This is a genomic window from Micromonospora sp. HUAS YX12, assembly GCF_040215685.1.
Taxonomy (GTDB): Bacteria; Actinomycetota; Actinomycetes; order Mycobacteriales; family Micromonosporaceae; genus Micromonospora; species Micromonospora tulbaghiae.
Window position 1 is genome coordinate 4,017,953 of record NZ_CP157974.1, and the last position, 16,632, is coordinate 4,034,584.

General features: G+C 71.5%; 12 protein-coding genes. 10 read left to right on the forward strand and 2 right to left on the reverse strand.

What is annotated here, in order from left to right; all coding sequences use genetic code 11:
- Positions 1–268: 268 nt before the first annotated feature.
- Complete coding sequence (locus tag ABIH81_RS19425) at positions 269–943, forward strand: HNH endonuclease family protein (protein WP_349876307.1); 675 nt, start codon at positions 269–271, stop codon at positions 941–943.
- Between the two features lie 193 nt (positions 944–1,136).
- Here ABIH81_RS19425 and ABIH81_RS19430 read toward each other — a convergent pair whose 3' ends face one another.
- Entirely contained in the window at positions 1,137–2,087 is a 951-nt protein-coding gene (locus ABIH81_RS19430; protein WP_349876308.1) for a DUF6745 domain-containing protein, read from the reverse strand.
- A 202-nt stretch (positions 2,088–2,289) separates the two neighbouring features.
- Here ABIH81_RS19430 and ABIH81_RS19435 point away from each other — a divergent pair, with 202 nt between their 5' ends.
- A complete protein-coding gene (locus ABIH81_RS19435) occupies positions 2,290–4,125 on the forward strand; it encodes an Hsp70 family protein (RefSeq protein ID WP_349876309.1) in 1,836 nt (611 codons plus the stop codon).
- A 46-nt stretch (positions 4,126–4,171) separates the two neighbouring features.
- Complete coding sequence (locus ABIH81_RS19440) at positions 4,172–6,118, forward strand: hypothetical protein (protein WP_349876311.1); 1,947 nt, start codon at positions 4,172–4,174, stop codon at positions 6,116–6,118.
- Between the two features lie 439 nt (positions 6,119–6,557).
- On the opposite strand, the gene ABIH81_RS19445 is transcribed toward ABIH81_RS19440, so the two are convergent.
- The gene (locus ABIH81_RS19445) at positions 6,558–7,292 is read right to left on the reverse strand and encodes a hypothetical protein (RefSeq protein ID WP_349876313.1); all 735 of its coding nucleotides are present in this window, start codon (positions 7,290–7,292) and stop codon (positions 6,558–6,560) included.
- Positions 7,293–8,245: 953 nt separating this feature from the next.
- Between ABIH81_RS19445 and ABIH81_RS19450 the strand changes: the two genes are divergently transcribed.
- From ABIH81_RS19450 to ABIH81_RS19480, 7 genes are all read left to right on the forward strand, one after another.
- Positions 8,246–9,229 carry a hypothetical protein gene (locus tag ABIH81_RS19450; protein ID WP_349876314.1) on the forward strand — a complete coding sequence of 328 codons (984 nt, stop codon included), beginning with the start codon at positions 8,246–8,248 and terminating at the stop codon, positions 9,227–9,229.
- 125 nt (positions 9,230–9,354) lie between these two features.
- Complete coding sequence (locus ABIH81_RS19455; protein WP_349876315.1) at positions 9,355–9,693, forward strand: pilin; 339 nt, start codon at positions 9,355–9,357, stop codon at positions 9,691–9,693.
- Between the two features lies 1 nt (position 9,694).
- On the forward strand, positions 9,695–10,711 hold the full coding sequence (locus tag ABIH81_RS19460) for a hypothetical protein (RefSeq protein WP_349876316.1): 1,017 nt from the start codon (positions 9,695–9,697) through the stop codon (positions 10,709–10,711).
- 241 nt (positions 10,712–10,952) lie between these two features.
- Positions 10,953–11,174: a hypothetical protein gene (locus ABIH81_RS19465; RefSeq protein WP_349876318.1), complete on the forward strand. Its 222-nt coding sequence runs from the start codon at positions 10,953–10,955 to the stop codon at positions 11,172–11,174.
- Positions 11,161–12,099: a PrgI family protein gene (locus ABIH81_RS19470; protein WP_349876320.1), complete on the forward strand. Its 939-nt coding sequence runs from the start codon at positions 11,161–11,163 to the stop codon at positions 12,097–12,099. Before ABIH81_RS19465 ends, ABIH81_RS19470 begins: the two co-directional genes overlap by 14 nt.
- A gap of 1 nt (position 12,100) precedes the next feature.
- The gene (locus tag ABIH81_RS19475; RefSeq protein ID WP_349876322.1) at positions 12,101–13,888 is read left to right on the forward strand and encodes a DUF87 domain-containing protein; all 1,788 of its coding nucleotides are present in this window, start codon (positions 12,101–12,103) and stop codon (positions 13,886–13,888) included.
- A 118-nt stretch (positions 13,889–14,006) separates the two neighbouring features.
- A complete protein-coding gene (locus ABIH81_RS19480; protein ID WP_349876324.1) occupies positions 14,007–16,547 on the forward strand; it encodes a type IV secretion system DNA-binding domain-containing protein in 2,541 nt (846 codons plus the stop codon).
- The last annotated feature ends 85 nt before the right edge of the window (positions 16,548–16,632 follow it).

Below are 16,632 nucleotides of genomic sequence, written 5' to 3' on the forward strand. Positions count from 1 at the left end.
CTCCCGGAATTGCAGGTGTCGTGCCAGCCTGAGAGTCGCACTTTAGGACGTCGGATCGTCGCTGATCGCCGGTGCGTCGCCATCTCGACAGGCGCGAGCGGCTGCGGGGCAGCGGACAGGCGAGTTCGCCCGGGGCCGGTGGTGCGGACAGGGAATGGCTGTGATCAGTGTTCGCGGGAGCCTCCCCTGCTCTTCACAGTGGTGACCGTCGATCGACATGATGGGGCGAGATGGTCGCTGTCCACGACGGATGCCCGAGGAGGCCCTCATGCGACTCACCCGACGACTCACCACATCTGCGGTGGCACGGCGTGCCCTGACCGGCGCAGCGGCCGTGATGGTCGCCAGCGCCGGCCTGGCCGCCGTCGACGCCTCGGTGGCTTCGGCGACACCTCCCGGTATTCCGTCCAAGGCGAGCGCCCAGTCGCAGCTCAACGCTCTGACGGTCAAGAGCGAGGGATCGACGAGCGGGTACTCCCGGGATCTGTTCCCGCACTGGATCACCATCAGCGGGGCCTGCAACACCCGCGAGACGGTCCTCAAGCGCGACGGCACGTCCGTGGTCACCGACAGCAGCTGCGCGTCGACCTCGGGCCGCTGGTACAGCCCGTACGACGGCGCAACATGGTCCGCGGCCTCCGACGTCGACATCGATCACGTCGTGCCCCTGGCCGAGGCGTGGCGCTCGGGCGCCAGCGGCTGGACCACCAGCCGGCGGCAGAGCTTCGCCAACGACCTGACCCGCCCGCAGCTGATCGCGGTGACGGACAACGTGAACCAGGCCAAGGGTGACCAGGACCCGTCGACGTGGCAGCCGCCGCTGTCGTCGTACCGGTGCACGTACAGCAAGATGTGGATCACCGTGAAGTACAACTGGGGGTTGAGCCTGCAGTCGTCGGAGAAGTCCGCCCTGCAGAGCATGCTGAACACCTGCAGCTCCTAACTCCGCGGAACCGCCTCAGGGCCTGACCGCACAAGCAGCGGCGGGCGGCAGCGCCTGAGCCACTCGTCATCCGTCCCGCCCGCGCGCCTGTGGATGGCGGCGCCGACGCGCTGGAGGGCGGGGTCGCCACACGGGACCCCGCCTCCAGCGCGAAGGCGCAATCGGACGGGGCGCTGATGCGTCGGCTGTGCGGTCACCCGGGTGGAACGACGGCGCCGTCACGGGCACACAAGGTGCTGCCGTCCGGCCAGACAACCGCCGGCTCATCGACGGCGTGCAGGAGGCCGTCGTCGGTGACTCGCAGAACGGTGGGGCGTTGCATCATCACGGCCACCCCCGACAAGGGCCACCACGGCCCGGCCGCCACCGCCACGTCACGGCACCCCTCCCACCCCGGGGCGCGTGCCGTGCCGAGCACCTGCTGGTAGGTGTCGATCGCAGCGAGCACAAGCCAGTCGGGGAAGAGGTTCCAGGCCGGATCGAAGAACCAGTCGCGAGGATTCAGGCAGTAACGGATCACGGCGCGTCCCTCGTCGTCGCGCTTCACGATCGTCTGCCCGTCGCCCCAGAACCAGGCGGACTGCATGATGTAGCCGCCGGTGAGGGTGCGGTCGACCGCCGCCCAGATCGGGCCCAGCACCTGCTGATACACCTGCCGTACCGCCTGCAGCACCGGTGTGAGCGCGGACCGCTCGCCCTCGGTGACCGGGTTGCAGCGGTACGGGTGCTCCATCAGGTTGTAGCGGGCCTCGACGCCGTCGTAGCGCTGCTCGCCGTAGTAGCCGTGCCATTCCATGAAGTCGTGGAACTCGCCGACGGCGGTGAACTGGTCGTGGTCGCTGGTCTGCTCCCAGATCGGGGCTCGCGCTGCTGTCAGCGCATGGTTCAGGGCATCGCGGCGGACAGAGGCGACCAGCGACGGGTGCCCGTCGTCGAGGAGCTGCCGCACCTGCTGCAGTGCGGCCGGGGGAGAGGGGCACCACAGGAACCGCGACGGCTCGGGATGCCCGGCGCTGCGGTAGGCGAGGCGGACGGCGGCCTCCGCGCGCGCCTGCTCTGCGGGCTCGCAGGACAACGCCGCCTGCGTCCATCGGCTCGCCACGGCATGTCCGTGCGCTGAGATCGGATTGGTGGAGTCGCGCATGGTGTCCTCCTAACGAATGTTCGATGGTGCGGTATGCCGTTGACGATGCCGCTGCAGGTCAAGTGGCCACATGCGACTCAGAGGAACCAGGGTCGACCGTCAGTCCCGATGTTTACGACTGTGCCGTGCCGGGCGCCAAGGTTGGTTGCGGTGAGTGATTCAGGGATGACGTGAATGAGATCTTCATGTTTGACTGACATCCATGCGATCGGGGCAGGCGCGGCTGGCGATCGACTACGGCAGCGCCGACACCACCGCCGTACTGGCATGGCCGGACGGCACCTGGACGCCGCTGTTCTTCGACGGCGAACCCGCCCTGCCCAGCGCCGTCCTCCTGAACGAGGACGGCACCACCGTGACCGGCCACCACGCGTGGCGGGCCGCGCCGGTCACACCGCACCGGTTCATCCCGCACCCCCGCCAACCCTCCGAGCAGCGCCTCACCGTCGCCGACACCGACGTTGACCCGCTCGATCTGGTCGCCGCGACCCTGCGCCGCGTCGCCGAGCAAGCCCACCAGGTCGCCGGGACCGGCATCGACGACGTGCGGCTGGTCGTCCCGGCAGGTTGGGGCCCGCGCCGACGCACCTGGATGCGCCACGCCGCGCACCGCGCCGGCCTCCCACCACCACAGTTGATCGACGCGCCGATCGCCGTCGCCGGGCACCTGCTCGCCACCGGCCTGCAGCTGCCCGTCGGCGCCTACCTCGCCGTCTGCGACGTCGGCGCCACCGCCGAAGTCAGCGTCCTGCGCCGCGGACCTGCAGGCTTCGAAGTCCTCGCCACCCTCGCCGACCCGACCGCCGGCGGCACCGCCATCGACGACGCCCTCACCACCACACTCACCACCAGCGCACCCGGCACCGGCGGGCAACGATGGGCCGTGGCGGCCAGCCTCCGCGCCGGCAAACACGCCCTGACCGACCATCCGGCCGTCACCGTGCCCCTCCCCGACGGGCCGGCCGTGGTGCTCCACACCGGCCTGCTCGACCAAGCCGCCCAGCCCGTCCTGCACCGGATCGCCCACCTCACCACCGAAGCGATCACCGCCGCGGAACTCACACCCCGCGACCTCACCGGCGTCTACTGCGTCGGCGGCACCGCCCGCCTGCCCCTGCTGGCACAGACCCTCACCGACGCCGGCATCACCCCCAGCCTCGTCGACCAGCCCACCCTGGCCGCAGCCCGAGGCGCCGCCGACGCAGGCGCCACCAACACCGGCACCGAACCCAACACGCCCGAGGAGCCGGTGCCGCCGGTGCGGCGTGCCGTCGCGATCGCCCTGCCCGGCTTCGCGTCCCTCGCCCTGGTCTCCCAGTTCCTGCTCACGCCTGAGTGGCGCGGCTCCCTCATGTACCGCGAAGCGGTCCTCAACTGGGGCGAGCTGACAATGGCCGCCGTCTTCGCCGTCATCGCCTGCCTCAGCGCCGGCACCGTTCTGGCCTCCACCATCGCCAACCGCACCACCACCCCGACCAGCCCCGGCATCCACACCGGCACCGGCATCCTCGCCGCGGCCTCCCTCGGCGTCGCCGTCAGCGGCATGTACGCCGTCGTCGGCAGCCTCTACGTCGGCTACCCCGTCAACGGCTTCCTGCGCTGGACACTGCTACCCATCGCCCCGACCATCACCGCCGCCGCCGTCATGGCCCTCATCGCCGCCCGGCAATGGCGCACCCCCGGGGGCGGATGGTCGAAACTGCTCGCCTTCCCCACCGGATCCGTGCTCACCGCCGCTGCCGGGATGCTGCTCATCCAGTACAGCCTGACCGCCGACCGGTGGCCCCACCTGATCCTCTGGATCGACCTCGCCGGCCGAGTCGGAGGCCTGCTCCTGGGCATCGGCACCGTCATGGCCGTCGTGTCCCAGCCGATCCTGCGCCTGATCCTCAGCGCACCCCTCGCCGTCATCACCGCCGCCCTGGTCTCCTGGTCCGCCTCCGGGATCCTCGGCGCCATCTACGCCATCGCCGTGACCACCTGGTGGCTGCGCCAGATGTGGACCCACCTACTACGCCCCCACCAGCCGCCGCAATGACCCCACCAACCGGATGCCACCCGACGGACCTGGAGGAGGAGCTGCGGTGAACGGGGCCCGGCGACTCGCAGGCGCTACCGTCGTGCTGGCCGTCCTGGCGGCACCGCCGTGGCTGCTGGCCACCCTCACCCGAGCGCACCTGCCCGGCTGGCCGACCAGCGCGCAGCTACGCGACTGGCTCACCGACCCGCTGACCCCGGCAACCCTCACCACAGGGCTCATCGCCGTGGCCTGGCTGCTGTGGCTCGGCATGGCCTACACCGTCACCGTCACAGCCGCCCGCCGACTGCGCGCCGGCGCCCGATGGGTACGCCACCTGCCGCTACCCACCCCATGGCAGGCCGCCGCCACCAGCATCGCCGGCGCGGCCGCCCTCACCACCGCCCACACCCCCTCCACCCAGCCGCCGAACCCACCGACACCAGTCACCGCCGACGAACTGCAGCACCCGTCTGAGCCGGCCCAGACTGAGCAGGGTGGGGTGGTCGTGCCCGGCGGCTGGCTACCCGACGACACCGCCCACCACATCGCCGCCGCCGCGGCCCTGGTGTGGCTACGCCGCCGTCGCGCCCACCAACCCGGCCAACCCGACACCGACGCCACCCAGCTGACACCCCTGCCCACCACCGTCACCGCCGTCCAGGCAGCCATCGCCGACCAACCGTCGCCACCAGCAGCCACCACTGGCGCACTGCAGGCGCCGCTGCCCCCGGCCGGCGTGTGTCTGGCCGGTGACGGGGCCGACTACGCCGCCCGGGGTCTCCTCATCACCCGGCTCCTCACCGCGCTGCGCGAGCCCACCGATACGACCCCGGTGATCGTCACCAGCAACGCCCTCGCCAGGCTCCTGCCCAGCGTCGCCGAGACTGCCGCCACCATCCCGGGACTGCATGTCGTCGACACCCTCGAACAGGCCGCCGACCTGCTACCTGCGTCCAGCCCCTCGTCCACAGCCGACCGCGCTATACCCAGTCTCGTCTTGACCGCCGACCCCGCGACGGCAGCACCGCCGAACCTCCCGGGCGCCCGTGTCGTCACCCTCGACGCCGCAGCACCACTACCCACCTGGCGCGTCGACCGCCACGGCCACACCGTGGACCACCAGACCGGCCAACCACGGCCACGGATGTGTGTCCTCGACAGCACCGCCGCAGCCGACCTACTCGCCGTCCTAGTCCAACCCACCACCGCAGCACCCGACCCCGCCGCGTCCGCGCCAGCCCGACCGATCGAACGGGCACAGGCAAAGATCCCCCGCCAAGCCAGCCGAATCTCACCGCCCACACCGCAGCAGCCCACCAAGGCCACAGCGACCACGGTCCAGCTACGGGTACTCGGCCGCCCGGCGTTGCTCATCGACAGCAAAGAGGTCACCATCCGCCGCAGCGCCGCCCTGCAAATCCTCGTCTTCCTCGCCGTGCACCCCGACGGCGCCACCACCACGCAACTCGTACACGCCCTCTGGCCCGGCCTACCCGCCCACACCCTTACCGGCCGCCTCTACACCACCCTCAGCGACCTCCGCTCGACCATCCGCGCCACCAGCGCCGACCAAGTGGTTGTCCACACCGAGGACCGCTACCACCTCGACCCACGCACCACCGTGGACCTGTGGCGGCTACAGGCCGCCGCCCACCACAGCGCCACCACGGACGCACCCGGCAGCTGGCAGACCGTGATGGACGCCTACACCGGCGACCTCGCCGCCGGCCACACCTGGCCGTGGATCGACCCACCCCGTGAGGCAACACGCCGCCTGGTCCTCGACGCCCACACCACCGCCGCAGCAGCACAAACCGACCCGCACGAGCGCCTGCGGCTCCTTCAAGCGGCGATCCGCATCGACCCCTACAACCAGCAGCTCCAGCAGCTCGCCGCCGACCAACTGAACGCCCTCGGCGACTCCGCCGCAGCCGCCGACCTTCTCCACACCCACCGGCAACGCCTGCGCCTCGCCGGCATCCTCGACCAACCCATGATCACTGCTCGCTAGAGCCAGGTAGATCCTCCGGTCGCGGCACGGCGACGTCGAACGAATCCTCGGCGACGGCGGCCAAAATCCTTGAAGCCCTCGGCGACGAAATCGAGGAAGCGCCGGCGGCGCGGGGATCGGCAGTCCCGGCAGGGGTCGCAGCGGGGCCGGCTGGGTGCCCACCTCAAGCGGCGCTCGTCGACGTCGCGCCAGGCGGAGGGACGGCCTTTGCCGGAAGCGGCGGGCACGTAGCCAGCGATTCGTGCTGAATCGCCTCTGTGGCCGCGGGCGGGGGGGGGGGTCGCGACGCGCCACCCCCGACCTGTCGCGAGTCGCGGTCAGTCATGGCGAGCTACCGGGATGACGGCGAGCGGGTCGATGTGGCCGACGCGTCCGCCTGCGGGCCGGCGGCGACGTTTGGGGCGAGCGGTATCGGGCTTGACGCGTGTCGTGTCGCGGGTCAGTCATCGCGACTCCTGTTGGTGAAGACCAGGAGGTCGGCGCTGTAGCTCGGAGCGTTGTCGCCGGCGGGCCAGCCCTGGCGTGCCGCCTCGGCGTCGGCCCGGGTGGCGTAGTAGAGGAACTCGTCGCCGTCGGCGTCGCCGGGGGCCGTGACAGCGACGATGTGCAGGATGTGGGTCAAGCCGACGGCGCGGGCAGCAGGCAGGAGTTCGCCGAGGCGCTCGGCGTAGGTCGTGCCGGGTTCGCCGGGCGCCGCGGAACTGACGGCGACGATCGCGCAGGTGTCGGCGGTCATGATGAGCCGGCACGCGGCGAACAGGTCGGCGATGCTGACCGGCGTCCGGGTTGTCTGCCGTGGCGGCCAACGCAGAATGACGAGGCTGACGGGGTCGGTGAGCGCGTCGAGGTCGGCGACCTCGCGGGGATTGGTGATGGACAGGTACGAGCGGGACGTGTGAGCGCTGGCGTGCTCCAGCTGTGGGTCGCTGTCGAAGTCGACGACCGCGTCGCCGCGTCGGGTGTACACGAGGACGAGTCGCTGTGCCAGGCGTGACGCGAGCCGGCCGCCCGGGGTGAGGGCAGGTCCGTTGTCGTCGCGGTCGTCGAGCCGCCAGACGGCGATCGGGACATCACCGCCGAGGAGGACTGCGTCGCCGTGATGCTTCGGCGCGTCGTCCTGGGAGGGGTTCGGGCGTGCCGCGCCGTGCGGCGTGAGGTTGGGCAGAGCAGCCATGTGCGGGTAGCTCCCGCGCTGACTGACCGTGTTCGCACCTACGAATGGCCTCCGCGGCCCGGCTCAGACCACCGATTCCGATAGCCCGGTACCCAACAGCGCCCAACAGTGCGTCCGGTTCTGTTGGGCGGCACTGCCCAACAGTTCGAGGGGTTCGCCCAACAGCTTCTCGGCGTTGACCCAACAGCGTTGGACGTTGCCCAACAGCGGTTCCGACGTTGTTGGGTAGCCAACAACCGGCTTCTCGTAGTGAACGGTGGCCGGCGAGGGCGTCGCGGCGACGGTAGGGCGGCCAGGGGCCCGCTCGGCGTCAGGAGCGATCCGGCGAGCGTTCGCACCACGAGCCCTGAACTCACCGACGGTTTCGGCGCCCTCCGCGTCCAGGTCAGCGCGTTCATCGGGCAGATGCCCCAGCGGACCGCGACGACTGCCAGGTCGAGCAGGGAGATCGCCAGCAGAAGCGACTCCGCGATCCAGACCGCTCGTATCAGCCCTGCGGGCGGAGCTACGTGCGTGACCACCACGACAACGCCGCCGGTCGAGGCGGTGAAGACCAGGCCAAACCCGCCCGCGCCGGCATGCGCTTGAGCCTCGGATACCGGCGGTGTGGTCAGGGCTATAGACGTGCCCGGGGCACGGGCTCAGGGTGCACCCGCACCTTCCGGTTGGAGGGAGCAACCGAACCGGTGGGCGCTGGGGCCGGGGACGTTCGTCGACTCGCGGACCTTCTCGGCCAACAGCACCGAACAGGGCCGTGAGCTGCGGTGTTGGGCCGTGGACCGGTCAACGCCGTGAGTTGCGCCGCTGTTGGCTGTTGGCTGGACATGCCTGCCGAGCAGGCCCAACAGCGTTCCGGCCCAGCTTGCGTCATCTTGGCTTGTTGGGTGGGCGTGCGCGGATAGAGGTCTCGCACCGCCGTCAGGGTCGGTGCCGATCGCCTCGCGAGGGATGCCATGTCTGCTCGATCCTGGCCGTCGTCGCCGCTGACCGCGGCCGGCCGTGCCTTCACTCTGCTGGTCCAGCCGCCCACCCATGTCGGATTCGACGGCCGCGGGTTCGAGGGCCTGCCGGATGAGATCTTGCCGTTGGAGCGGCTGCGAACGCTGCTGCTGGCGCCGCAGACCAGTGCCGAGGTCCGCGACGCGGTGTGGCGTGAGCTAGTCACCCGCGCCCGCCGCGACGGTCCGGCCTGGGTCGTGGCCGCGGTGGGTATCGCCATGCCGGGCCTGCGGCACGTCGCCGGGATGCTCGCGGCGGGGTGGCGCGGCGACACCCGTGATCTGGACGCGGAGCTGCTGGTCGGGTTCGTCGAACGGCTCAAGAGCATCGACCTGGAGCCGCCCAGGGTGGTCGGCCGGCTCATCGACGCTGGCCTGCGCGCCGCCCGCAAGGCACGCGATGCCGACTCCGACGCCCAGCTCATTCACACCGACGCGGCCGGCCCGATCGCGCCGATCCAGCCGTGGGACCACCCGGACCTGGTACTCGCGCGTGCGGTCGCGGCTGGCGTCATCGACGCCGACGAGGCGAACCTGATCGCCGCGACGCGCTTGGAGCACGCCACGCTCGCCCAGGCGGCGGCGCGGATCGGCATCACGTCCAGCCTGGCCTCGTCGTGGCGGTTGAAGGCCGAACGTCGCCTGTTGGAGGCGATCCGCGAGGGTTCCCTTGCGTTCGTGCCGCTGCGGCCCCGCCGCCGCCGCGGTGCCGCGACCCAACAACGGGTCGCCGCGACCCAACAGCGATTGGCAGCCGCCCAACAGCGAGTCGGTGCTGCGGGTGCGACCCAACAGCGACGGGCTGTTGGGTCGCTGTTGGGTGGCGTCGCGACGGCGGACGTCGTGTCGGCTACCCAACAGCAGGCATTCGTGGGCAAGACATCGGACCGAGAGGCGGCCGGTGTCGGCGCCCCGGGGATCGGGGCGCGGCCGGCCTGAGTGGCCGTGTTCGCACCCGATCACCTCATGGCTGGAAGGAGCGACGCTCCCACGGCCGGCCCCGGCCCCCGGTGGCGCACCTCAACCCGTGTCGAGCCCCGCAAGCGGGGCGGGAGGTGCCCATCATGTTCCGCCGCATCATCTACCGCATCACCGCGGTCACGGTCGTGTTCCTGGCGACCGTGACCGGGGCGGCTCCGGCGTACGCAGCCGGGCCGCAGATCCTGGCCGTCAATTCGCTGCCGGTCATCATCAGCAACATCACAACCTGGATCATCGGGCTGCTGGTCGGTGTCGCCACGTTGTTCCTGACCATCGGCGGCCTGCGCCGGCTGGCCGCCGGTGGCGACCCGACCGAGATCGAGAAGGCGAACTCCGCGTTCAAGAACGCCCTCATCGGCTACGCCCTGGCGGTCCTCGCCCCGATCCTGCTCGCGGTCGTGCAGGGCTGGATCGGGGGCTGAGATGGGCGGCTGGCTCGCCGACCAGATCATCGGCCCCATCCTCACCTGGTTCGCCGAGACCGTGATCGGCGCGCTGAACGCCCTATGGGAGCTGCTGTCGGTCACCGCGTTCGTCAGCCCCGACGTGACCGAACTGCCGCAGGTTACCGCGTTCGCCAGCACGTCGCTGGGCATCGTGAATGTCTGCTACGTGCTGGCGTTCCTGTGGACGGCCATCCTGGTGATGGGCCGCGACACTATCCAATCGCAGGTCGGGCCAGGCGAGCTGATCCCTCGCCTGGTCATCGGCCTGATCGCCGCCAACTTCGCCATCCCCTTGTGCTCCACCGTCATCGGGTTGGCCAACGCCTTGACGGCCGCGTTGACCAGCCAGGACATCACCGCGCCCGGTTCGATGCAACAGCTTCGCGCTACCACGGTCAGCGCGCTGAGCGGCCAGACCGGCGCGACTGCGGTCAGCTTCCTGCTGCTGCTCATCGGTCTGCTGATCGCGGTGCTCACCGGCACCCTTCTCGTGCAGTGGATCATTCGGCTCGGTGTACTCGTCGTTGCCGTCGGCATCTCACCGATCGCCCTGGCTCTGCACGGCACGCCGCAGACCGAAGGTGCCGCCAAGCTGTGGTGGCGCACGATCCTCGGCACGCTCGGCATCGTCGTGATCCAGGCGGTCGCCCTGCACACCACGCTGAGAGTCTTCCTCAATCCCGACAGCAACCTGCGCGTGCTGGGTCTGCCGATACCGGGCGGCGAACCGGCCGCGATCATGAACCTGCTTATCGTCGTCTGCCTGTTGTGGGGCGTGGTCACGATCCCCGGACTGATGCGCCGCTATATCACGCAGACCCGGCCGAACGCGCTGGGCATGATCGTGCGGGTCGTGCTCGTGCAGCAGTTGACGCGCGGGATCTCTCGCGCGTTCGGCGCCGGCCGCAGCACCGCTCGGGCAGCCGGCCGCGTCGGCGGCGGCGTGGGCGGCGCGGGCGCCGGTGGGGCCAATCGGCCGTGGCCGGTGAACTAAGGCGGCGGGGGCCGCACTCGCCCCGCCGCGCTCGCCGCGCCGTCCCTTACGCCTCGGTCCGCCGATACACCGTCCCGGCCGTTGCCGCGCCCGGCGGGCGCCGGTCCCGGCCGGAGCGCCATCGCCTAGCCGACCGGCGCCCCGTACGCCCCTACACCCGCGGCGAACTCGCGGGCGGCGTCGACCTCTGCACCCGCGCCATGAAAGCCCGCACCGGCGCGTCCTTTCGAAAGGCACCCTGATGACAGCCAATCGCCGCACCTCGCGCCTTCACGACGAGGTCACTGAACTGTTCGACGCTCCGCACGAACCCTCCACCGTCGTCGCCGTCGCTTGGCCCACCGGTCGGCCGATCCACCAGTACACGGCCGCCGAGATCGCCGACGGTGTGGACGTCTACACCCGGGCGATGAAGGCCCGTGCCGCTGGCACCACACGGGGAGACGACGATGCGCCCGAGTGATGACGTCACCCCGCACGCTCGAATTCCTGCCGACGTCGACACCCCCGACAAGATCGTCTACGGGTTGACCGCGCGGCAGTTGGCCATCCTCGCCGTAGCGGGTGTGATCGGCTACGGCATCTTCCGGGCGGTGGGGACGCTGCTGCCGCAGCCGGTGCTCATCGCGATCCTCACCCCGCTTGCCGGTGCGGCGATCGTGTTGGCGTTGGGCCGCCGCGACGGGCTGTCCATGGATGCCTGGCTGCTGTCGGCGGTGCGGCACACCCGCAGCCCCAAGCGGATGGCCCCGGCCGCTGCCGGCCGGCCCACGGCGGCACCGGCCTGGGCGCCGGCCACCGAGACGCCCGCACCGGCGGTGCCGGTGCTGCGGCTGCCGGCCACCGCGATCAGCGACACCGGTGTCATCGATGCCGGCTCTCACGCGGTGGCGCTGGTCGCCTGCACGACCGTGAACATCTGGCTGCGCACCGGCGACGAGCAGGCTGCCCTGATCGGCAGCTACGGACGATGGTTGAACTCGCTGTCCGGGCCGGTGCAGATCGTGATCTCCGCCCAGCGGGTCGATCTGTCCAGCCATGCCCAGCGCATCGCCGAGGGCGCGGAGACGATCGCCAGCCCGGCCTTGGCCGGCGCCGCCCGCGACTACGCCGCCTTTCTCGACGACCTCGCGGTGCGGCGGGATCCGCTGTGGCGCACCGTCACCGTCGCGGTCACCGCCGCCGGCGACAAGGGCCGCGACACCGAGGTTCTGCGCCGGGCCGAGCACGCCGCGTCTGCACTGTCCGCGCTCGGGGCGCAGACCGCCGTCCTGGACGGCGGCCGGGCCGCCGCAGTGTTGACCTGCGCCACCGACCCGTACACGCCGGCCGACGTCACCTGGGCCCGTGCCCTGCCCGACGAGGCCATCACCGGACCAGGAGACTGACATGCCCCCACTGAATCGGCGAAAGCCGACCAGCCCCGAAGCGAGCCCGGCCGATTCGGCCGGGCTCGCGGCCGTTGTGGGCCCGGCCGCGATCGAGAACACGCCCCGCTACCTGCGGGTCGGTGACGGGTACGCGGCCACGCTGATCGTCACCGGCTACCCGGCCGAGGTCGGACCGGCCTGGTTGGACCCGCTGCTGGCCTGGCCGGGCCGGCTCGACGTCGTCGTCTACATCGACCCGCTGCCGCCGCAGATCGCCGCCGCCCGGCTGCGCAAGCAGCGAGCGCGGTTGGAGTCCAACCGGCGCACCGACGCGGAGAAGGGCCGCCTGGTCGACCCGATCACCGAGGCCGCCGCCGACGACGCCGCGGAGCTGGCTGACCGCATCGCCCGCGGCCACAGCAAACTCTTCCGGGTCGGCCTGTACCTGTGCGTGCACGCCACCAGCCTCGACGAGCTCGACGAGGCGGTCGCGCATGTGCGGGCCACCGCCGCCTCCGTGCTGCTGGACACGCAACCGGCAACCTGGCGGCAGATGCAGGGCTGGACCGCGACGCTGCCCCTCGCGACTGACGGGCTCGGCATGCGCCGGGTCATGGACACCGACGCCATCGCGTCGGCGTTCCCGCTCGCCTCCTCCGATCTGCCGGCGCCGCTGCCCGGTGAGCCCGGCGCCACCGGCGGCATGCTCTACGGCCTCAACCCCGACAGCAACGGCATCGTCTGGTGGGACCGGTGGGCGCAACACAACGCCAACAGTGTCGTTCTCGCCCGCTCCGGCGCCGGCAAGAGCTACTTTGTCAAACTCGAAGTGCTCCGCTGCCTGGCCGACGCGGTGCACGTCGCGGTGATCGACCCCGACAACGAGTACATCCGCCTCGCCGACGCCGTCGGCGGCGTCACGATCGCCCTCGGCGCCGGCGGCGTACGGCTCAACCCCCTCGACATCCCGCCCGGCGACCGCCGCCCGCAGGCCCGCACCTACCGGGCACTGTTCCTCCACACCCTCATCAGCGTCCTTTTGGGGCAGCAGCCGCCGCCGTCGGAGCGGGCCGCCCTCGATAAGGCGATCAACGACGCCTACGACCAGGCCGGGATCTCCAACGACCCCGACACCTGGCGCCGACAGGCACCCCTGCTGCGCGACGTCGCCGCCGCGCTCACCGCCCAGCGCACCGAAGCCGCCGACACCCTCGCCGCGCGGCTGACGCCGTGGACCACCGGCTCCTTCCGGGATCTCTTCGACGGACCTACCACCACGGTCCCGTCAGGGCAGCTGGTGTGCTGGTCGACCAGGCAGCTCGCCGACGAGCTGCGTGCCCCCGGCATGCTCCTCGCGCTGGACGCGATCTGGCGCGAGGTGGACACGCCCGCCGTCCGGTCGGCGCACACACCGAGGCGGCTGGTCGTCGTCGACGAAGCCTGGACCCTGCTGCGCGACGGCGAGGGCGCCAAGTTCCTGTCCCGCCTCGCGAAGTCCGCCCGCAAGCGGCGCGCCGGGCTGGCGGTCATCACCCAGGACGTCGGGGATCTGCTCGGCTCCGACCTCGGCCAGGTCGTCATCGCCAACGCCGCCACCCAGATCCTGCTACGCCAGGCGCCCCAGGCGATCGACATCGTCGCCGACGTGTTCGGCCTCACCGCCGGCGAGGCACGGGCGCTGCTCGGCGCCCGCCGCGGCGAAGGCCTACTCATGTCGGGCACACACAGGGTGAGTTTCCAGGCCGTGGCCTCCAAAAAGGAGCACCGGCTGTGCATCGGAGACCTGGAACTGCCCGACGACGAGTGAACCCACCAGCACACCGACACGGCCTGAACCGGCCGTGACCTAAGCCCACCACCCGAGGGCCGTGGGCCGCCAGCAGTGGCGGCCCACGGCCCTTCGTCTTTCCGAGGGGAAAAAAGCCGTGATCAGCACCGTTGTCGCGCTCAACGCCGCGCTCGTTTCCACGCCCACACCACCCCCGACCCCACCGCCGGCGCCGCCGCTGCCCGGCCCCTCGCAATGGCTGCTCGACACCGTCACCGCCGCTGGCGGGTGGTGCCGGGACCGGCCCTGGCTCGCGCTCGTCGCCGTCCTGCTCATCGCCGCCGGCTACGCGGCCCGCAAAGTGCTGGCCGGCCGCCGACACCGCCGGATGGCCCGGCACGCGCAGCTGATCACCGTCTCGCCGCCGCCGGAGGTCGACCCCGCCGGCGCCGCCACCCTCTGGGCCACCCTCGCCGAAATCCTGCACACCGGCTGGCGGCGCCGCCTGCGGGACGGCCGGGCCCACATCGCCGTCGAGTACCGGTGGAGCGGCCGGGAACTAACCATCGCCGTCTGGGTTCCCGGAACCACCCGGACCGGGCCGATCCAGGCCGCGATCCGCGGCGCCTGGCCCGGCGCCGCGTGCACCGTCACCGACGCCGACCCGCCGCTCCCGCCAGACGCGGTCGACGTCGGCGGCGCGCTCGTCCCCACCCTGCCGCCCTGGTACCCCCTGCAGACCGACCACGACAACGACCCGATGCGCACCCTGATCGCCGCCGCGTCCGGGCTGCACGCCGCCGAGTCGGCCTGCGTGCAGATCCTCGCCCGACCCGCCACCGCTCGGCAGATCCGGCGACTGCGACGGGGCGTGCAGGGCCTGCGCACCGGCCGGCCGCCGCGCGACCTGCTCGACCCCGCCACCTGGCTGCGGGTCGCCCTCGACCTTGGCGTGGAGCTGTTCAGCACGGGCCGGCGCACGCATCCGGCCGCACACCACACCCCGCATCCCGGCGGCGACCCGCAGCGCGAACGCGACGGCCGCGCCGGCGTCGACAAGCTCACCGGCACCCAGTGGGAGGTCTCCATCCGCTACGGCATCGCGCACGCCGGCCACCGCGAAGGAACCCCGCCGGAGGCCCGGCTGGTCACCCTTGCCCACGGCATCGCGTCGGCATTCGGATCCTGGACCGGCCGCAACCGCCTACGCCGGCTGTCGATCAACCATCCGGCCCGGATCCTGGCCGCCCGGATACTGCGCCGCGGGTTCCTGCTCTCCGGCGCCGAGCTGGCCACGATCGCGGCGCTGCCGCAGGACATCGCCGTGCCGGGCCTGGACCGGGCCCGCGCCAAGCCGATGCCCGCCCCCGTCGCCGTCGCCCCCGGCGGACGCGGCACGAAAGTCCTCGGCCGCGCCGACGTCGGTGGCCACTCCGTCGCCCTCAATGTCGCCGACGCCCGCCAGCACCTGCACGTGCTCGGCTCCACCGGCTCCGGCAAGAGCACCCTGCTGCTCAACATGATCCTCGACGACATCCACGCCCGCCGCGGCGTCGTCGTCATCGACCCCAAGGGCGACCTGGTCCTCGACCTGCTCGACCGGATCCCCACCAGCCACGCCAAACGGCTGACGATCATCGACCCCGACCAGCCCGCAGGCACCACCCTCAACCCCCTGCAGGGCGACGATCACGACCTGGTCGTCGACAACATCGTCTCGATTTGCGGGCGGATCTTCGCCAAACACTGGGGACCCCGCATCGACGACACGCTCCGCGTGGCGTGCTTGACCCTGATGCGCAAAGCCAACGCCACGCTGACGCTGATCCCGCCGCTGCTCAACGACAAGAAGTTCCGGTACGCCTTCACCCAGGACCTCGACGACCCCGAGGGCCTGCGCGGCTACTGGGAATGGTTCGAATCAACCCCACCGCCCCTGCGGGCCCAGGTCATCGGCCCCGTGCTCTCCCGCCTGCGCGCTTTCCTGCTGCGCGACTTCGTCCGCCGCACCCTCGGCGCACCACAGTCGAGCTTCGACATGCGCCGCGTCCTCGACGGCGGGATCCTGCTCGCCCGGCTGCCGAAAGGACAGATCGGGGAGGAGACCGCCCGGCTGATGGGCAGCTTCGTCCTCGCCTCCGCCTGGCAGACCGCGACCGGCCGGGCCCGGCTACCCGAGCCGCAGCGGCGGGACTCTTTCGCCTACATCGACGAGGCGCACAACTTCCTGAACCTGCCCGGCTCGGTCGGTGACATGCTCGCCGAGGCCCGCGGCTACCACTTCGGCCTCGTCCTGGCCCATCAAAATCTGTCGCAGATGCCGCGGGAGACGCAGCTGGCCATCTCCGCGAACGCGCGCAACAAGGTGTTCTTTTCCTGCGCTCCGGAAGATGCCCACCAGTTGGCTCGGCACACGAAGCCTGAGCTCGACGAGCATGACCTGTCCCATCTGGACGCCTACCGGGCGGCGTGCCGGCTGGTCGTCAACAGCCGCGAAACCGCCGCGTTCACTCTGCGCACCAACCCGCCGCGGGCGCTGGCCGGTGAGGCGACGGCGGTCCGGCAGGCCGCCGCGGACGTATCCGGCCCGCCGGGGAACCGCACGGCGATCGCCGAACTCGGCGGCGTGGCCGACCCACCGGACGGCCATGACCCCGACCCGGGCAACCCACCAGCCACCCCACAGGACGACGCGTAACCCAACAAACGTGCCAAGCAACGAACGTGCGGGCAGTCGACGAGAACCTCAACTGCTCGGGGGTGCGGTCTCCACGCAAGGTCAT

Bases quoted from the DNA above. Each gene is read 5' to 3' on its own strand.
- ABIH81_RS19425 (WP_349876307.1), top strand. From the start codon at position 269: ATGCGACTCACCCGACGACTCACCACATCTGCGGTGGCACGGCGTGCC.
- ABIH81_RS19430 (WP_349876308.1), bottom strand. From the start codon at position 2,087: ATGCGCGACTCCACCAATCCGATCTCAGCGCACGGACATGCCGTGGCG.
- ABIH81_RS19435 (WP_349876309.1), top strand. From the start codon at position 2,290: ATGCGATCGGGGCAGGCGCGGCTGGCGATCGACTACGGCAGCGCCGAC.
- ABIH81_RS19445 (WP_349876313.1), bottom strand. From the start codon at position 7,292: ATGGCTGCTCTGCCCAACCTCACGCCGCACGGCGCGGCACGCCCGAAC.
- ABIH81_RS19450 (WP_349876314.1), top strand. From the start codon at position 8,246: ATGTCTGCTCGATCCTGGCCGTCGTCGCCGCTGACCGCGGCCGGCCGT.
- ABIH81_RS19455 (WP_349876315.1), top strand. From the start codon at position 9,355: ATGTTCCGCCGCATCATCTACCGCATCACCGCGGTCACGGTCGTGTTC.
- ABIH81_RS19460 (WP_349876316.1), top strand. From the start codon at position 9,695: ATGGGCGGCTGGCTCGCCGACCAGATCATCGGCCCCATCCTCACCTGG.
- ABIH81_RS19465 (WP_349876318.1), top strand. From the start codon at position 10,953: ATGACAGCCAATCGCCGCACCTCGCGCCTTCACGACGAGGTCACTGAA.
- ABIH81_RS19470 (WP_349876320.1), top strand. From the start codon at position 11,161: ATGCGCCCGAGTGATGACGTCACCCCGCACGCTCGAATTCCTGCCGAC.
- ABIH81_RS19475 (WP_349876322.1), top strand. From the start codon at position 12,101: ATGCCCCCACTGAATCGGCGAAAGCCGACCAGCCCCGAAGCGAGCCCG.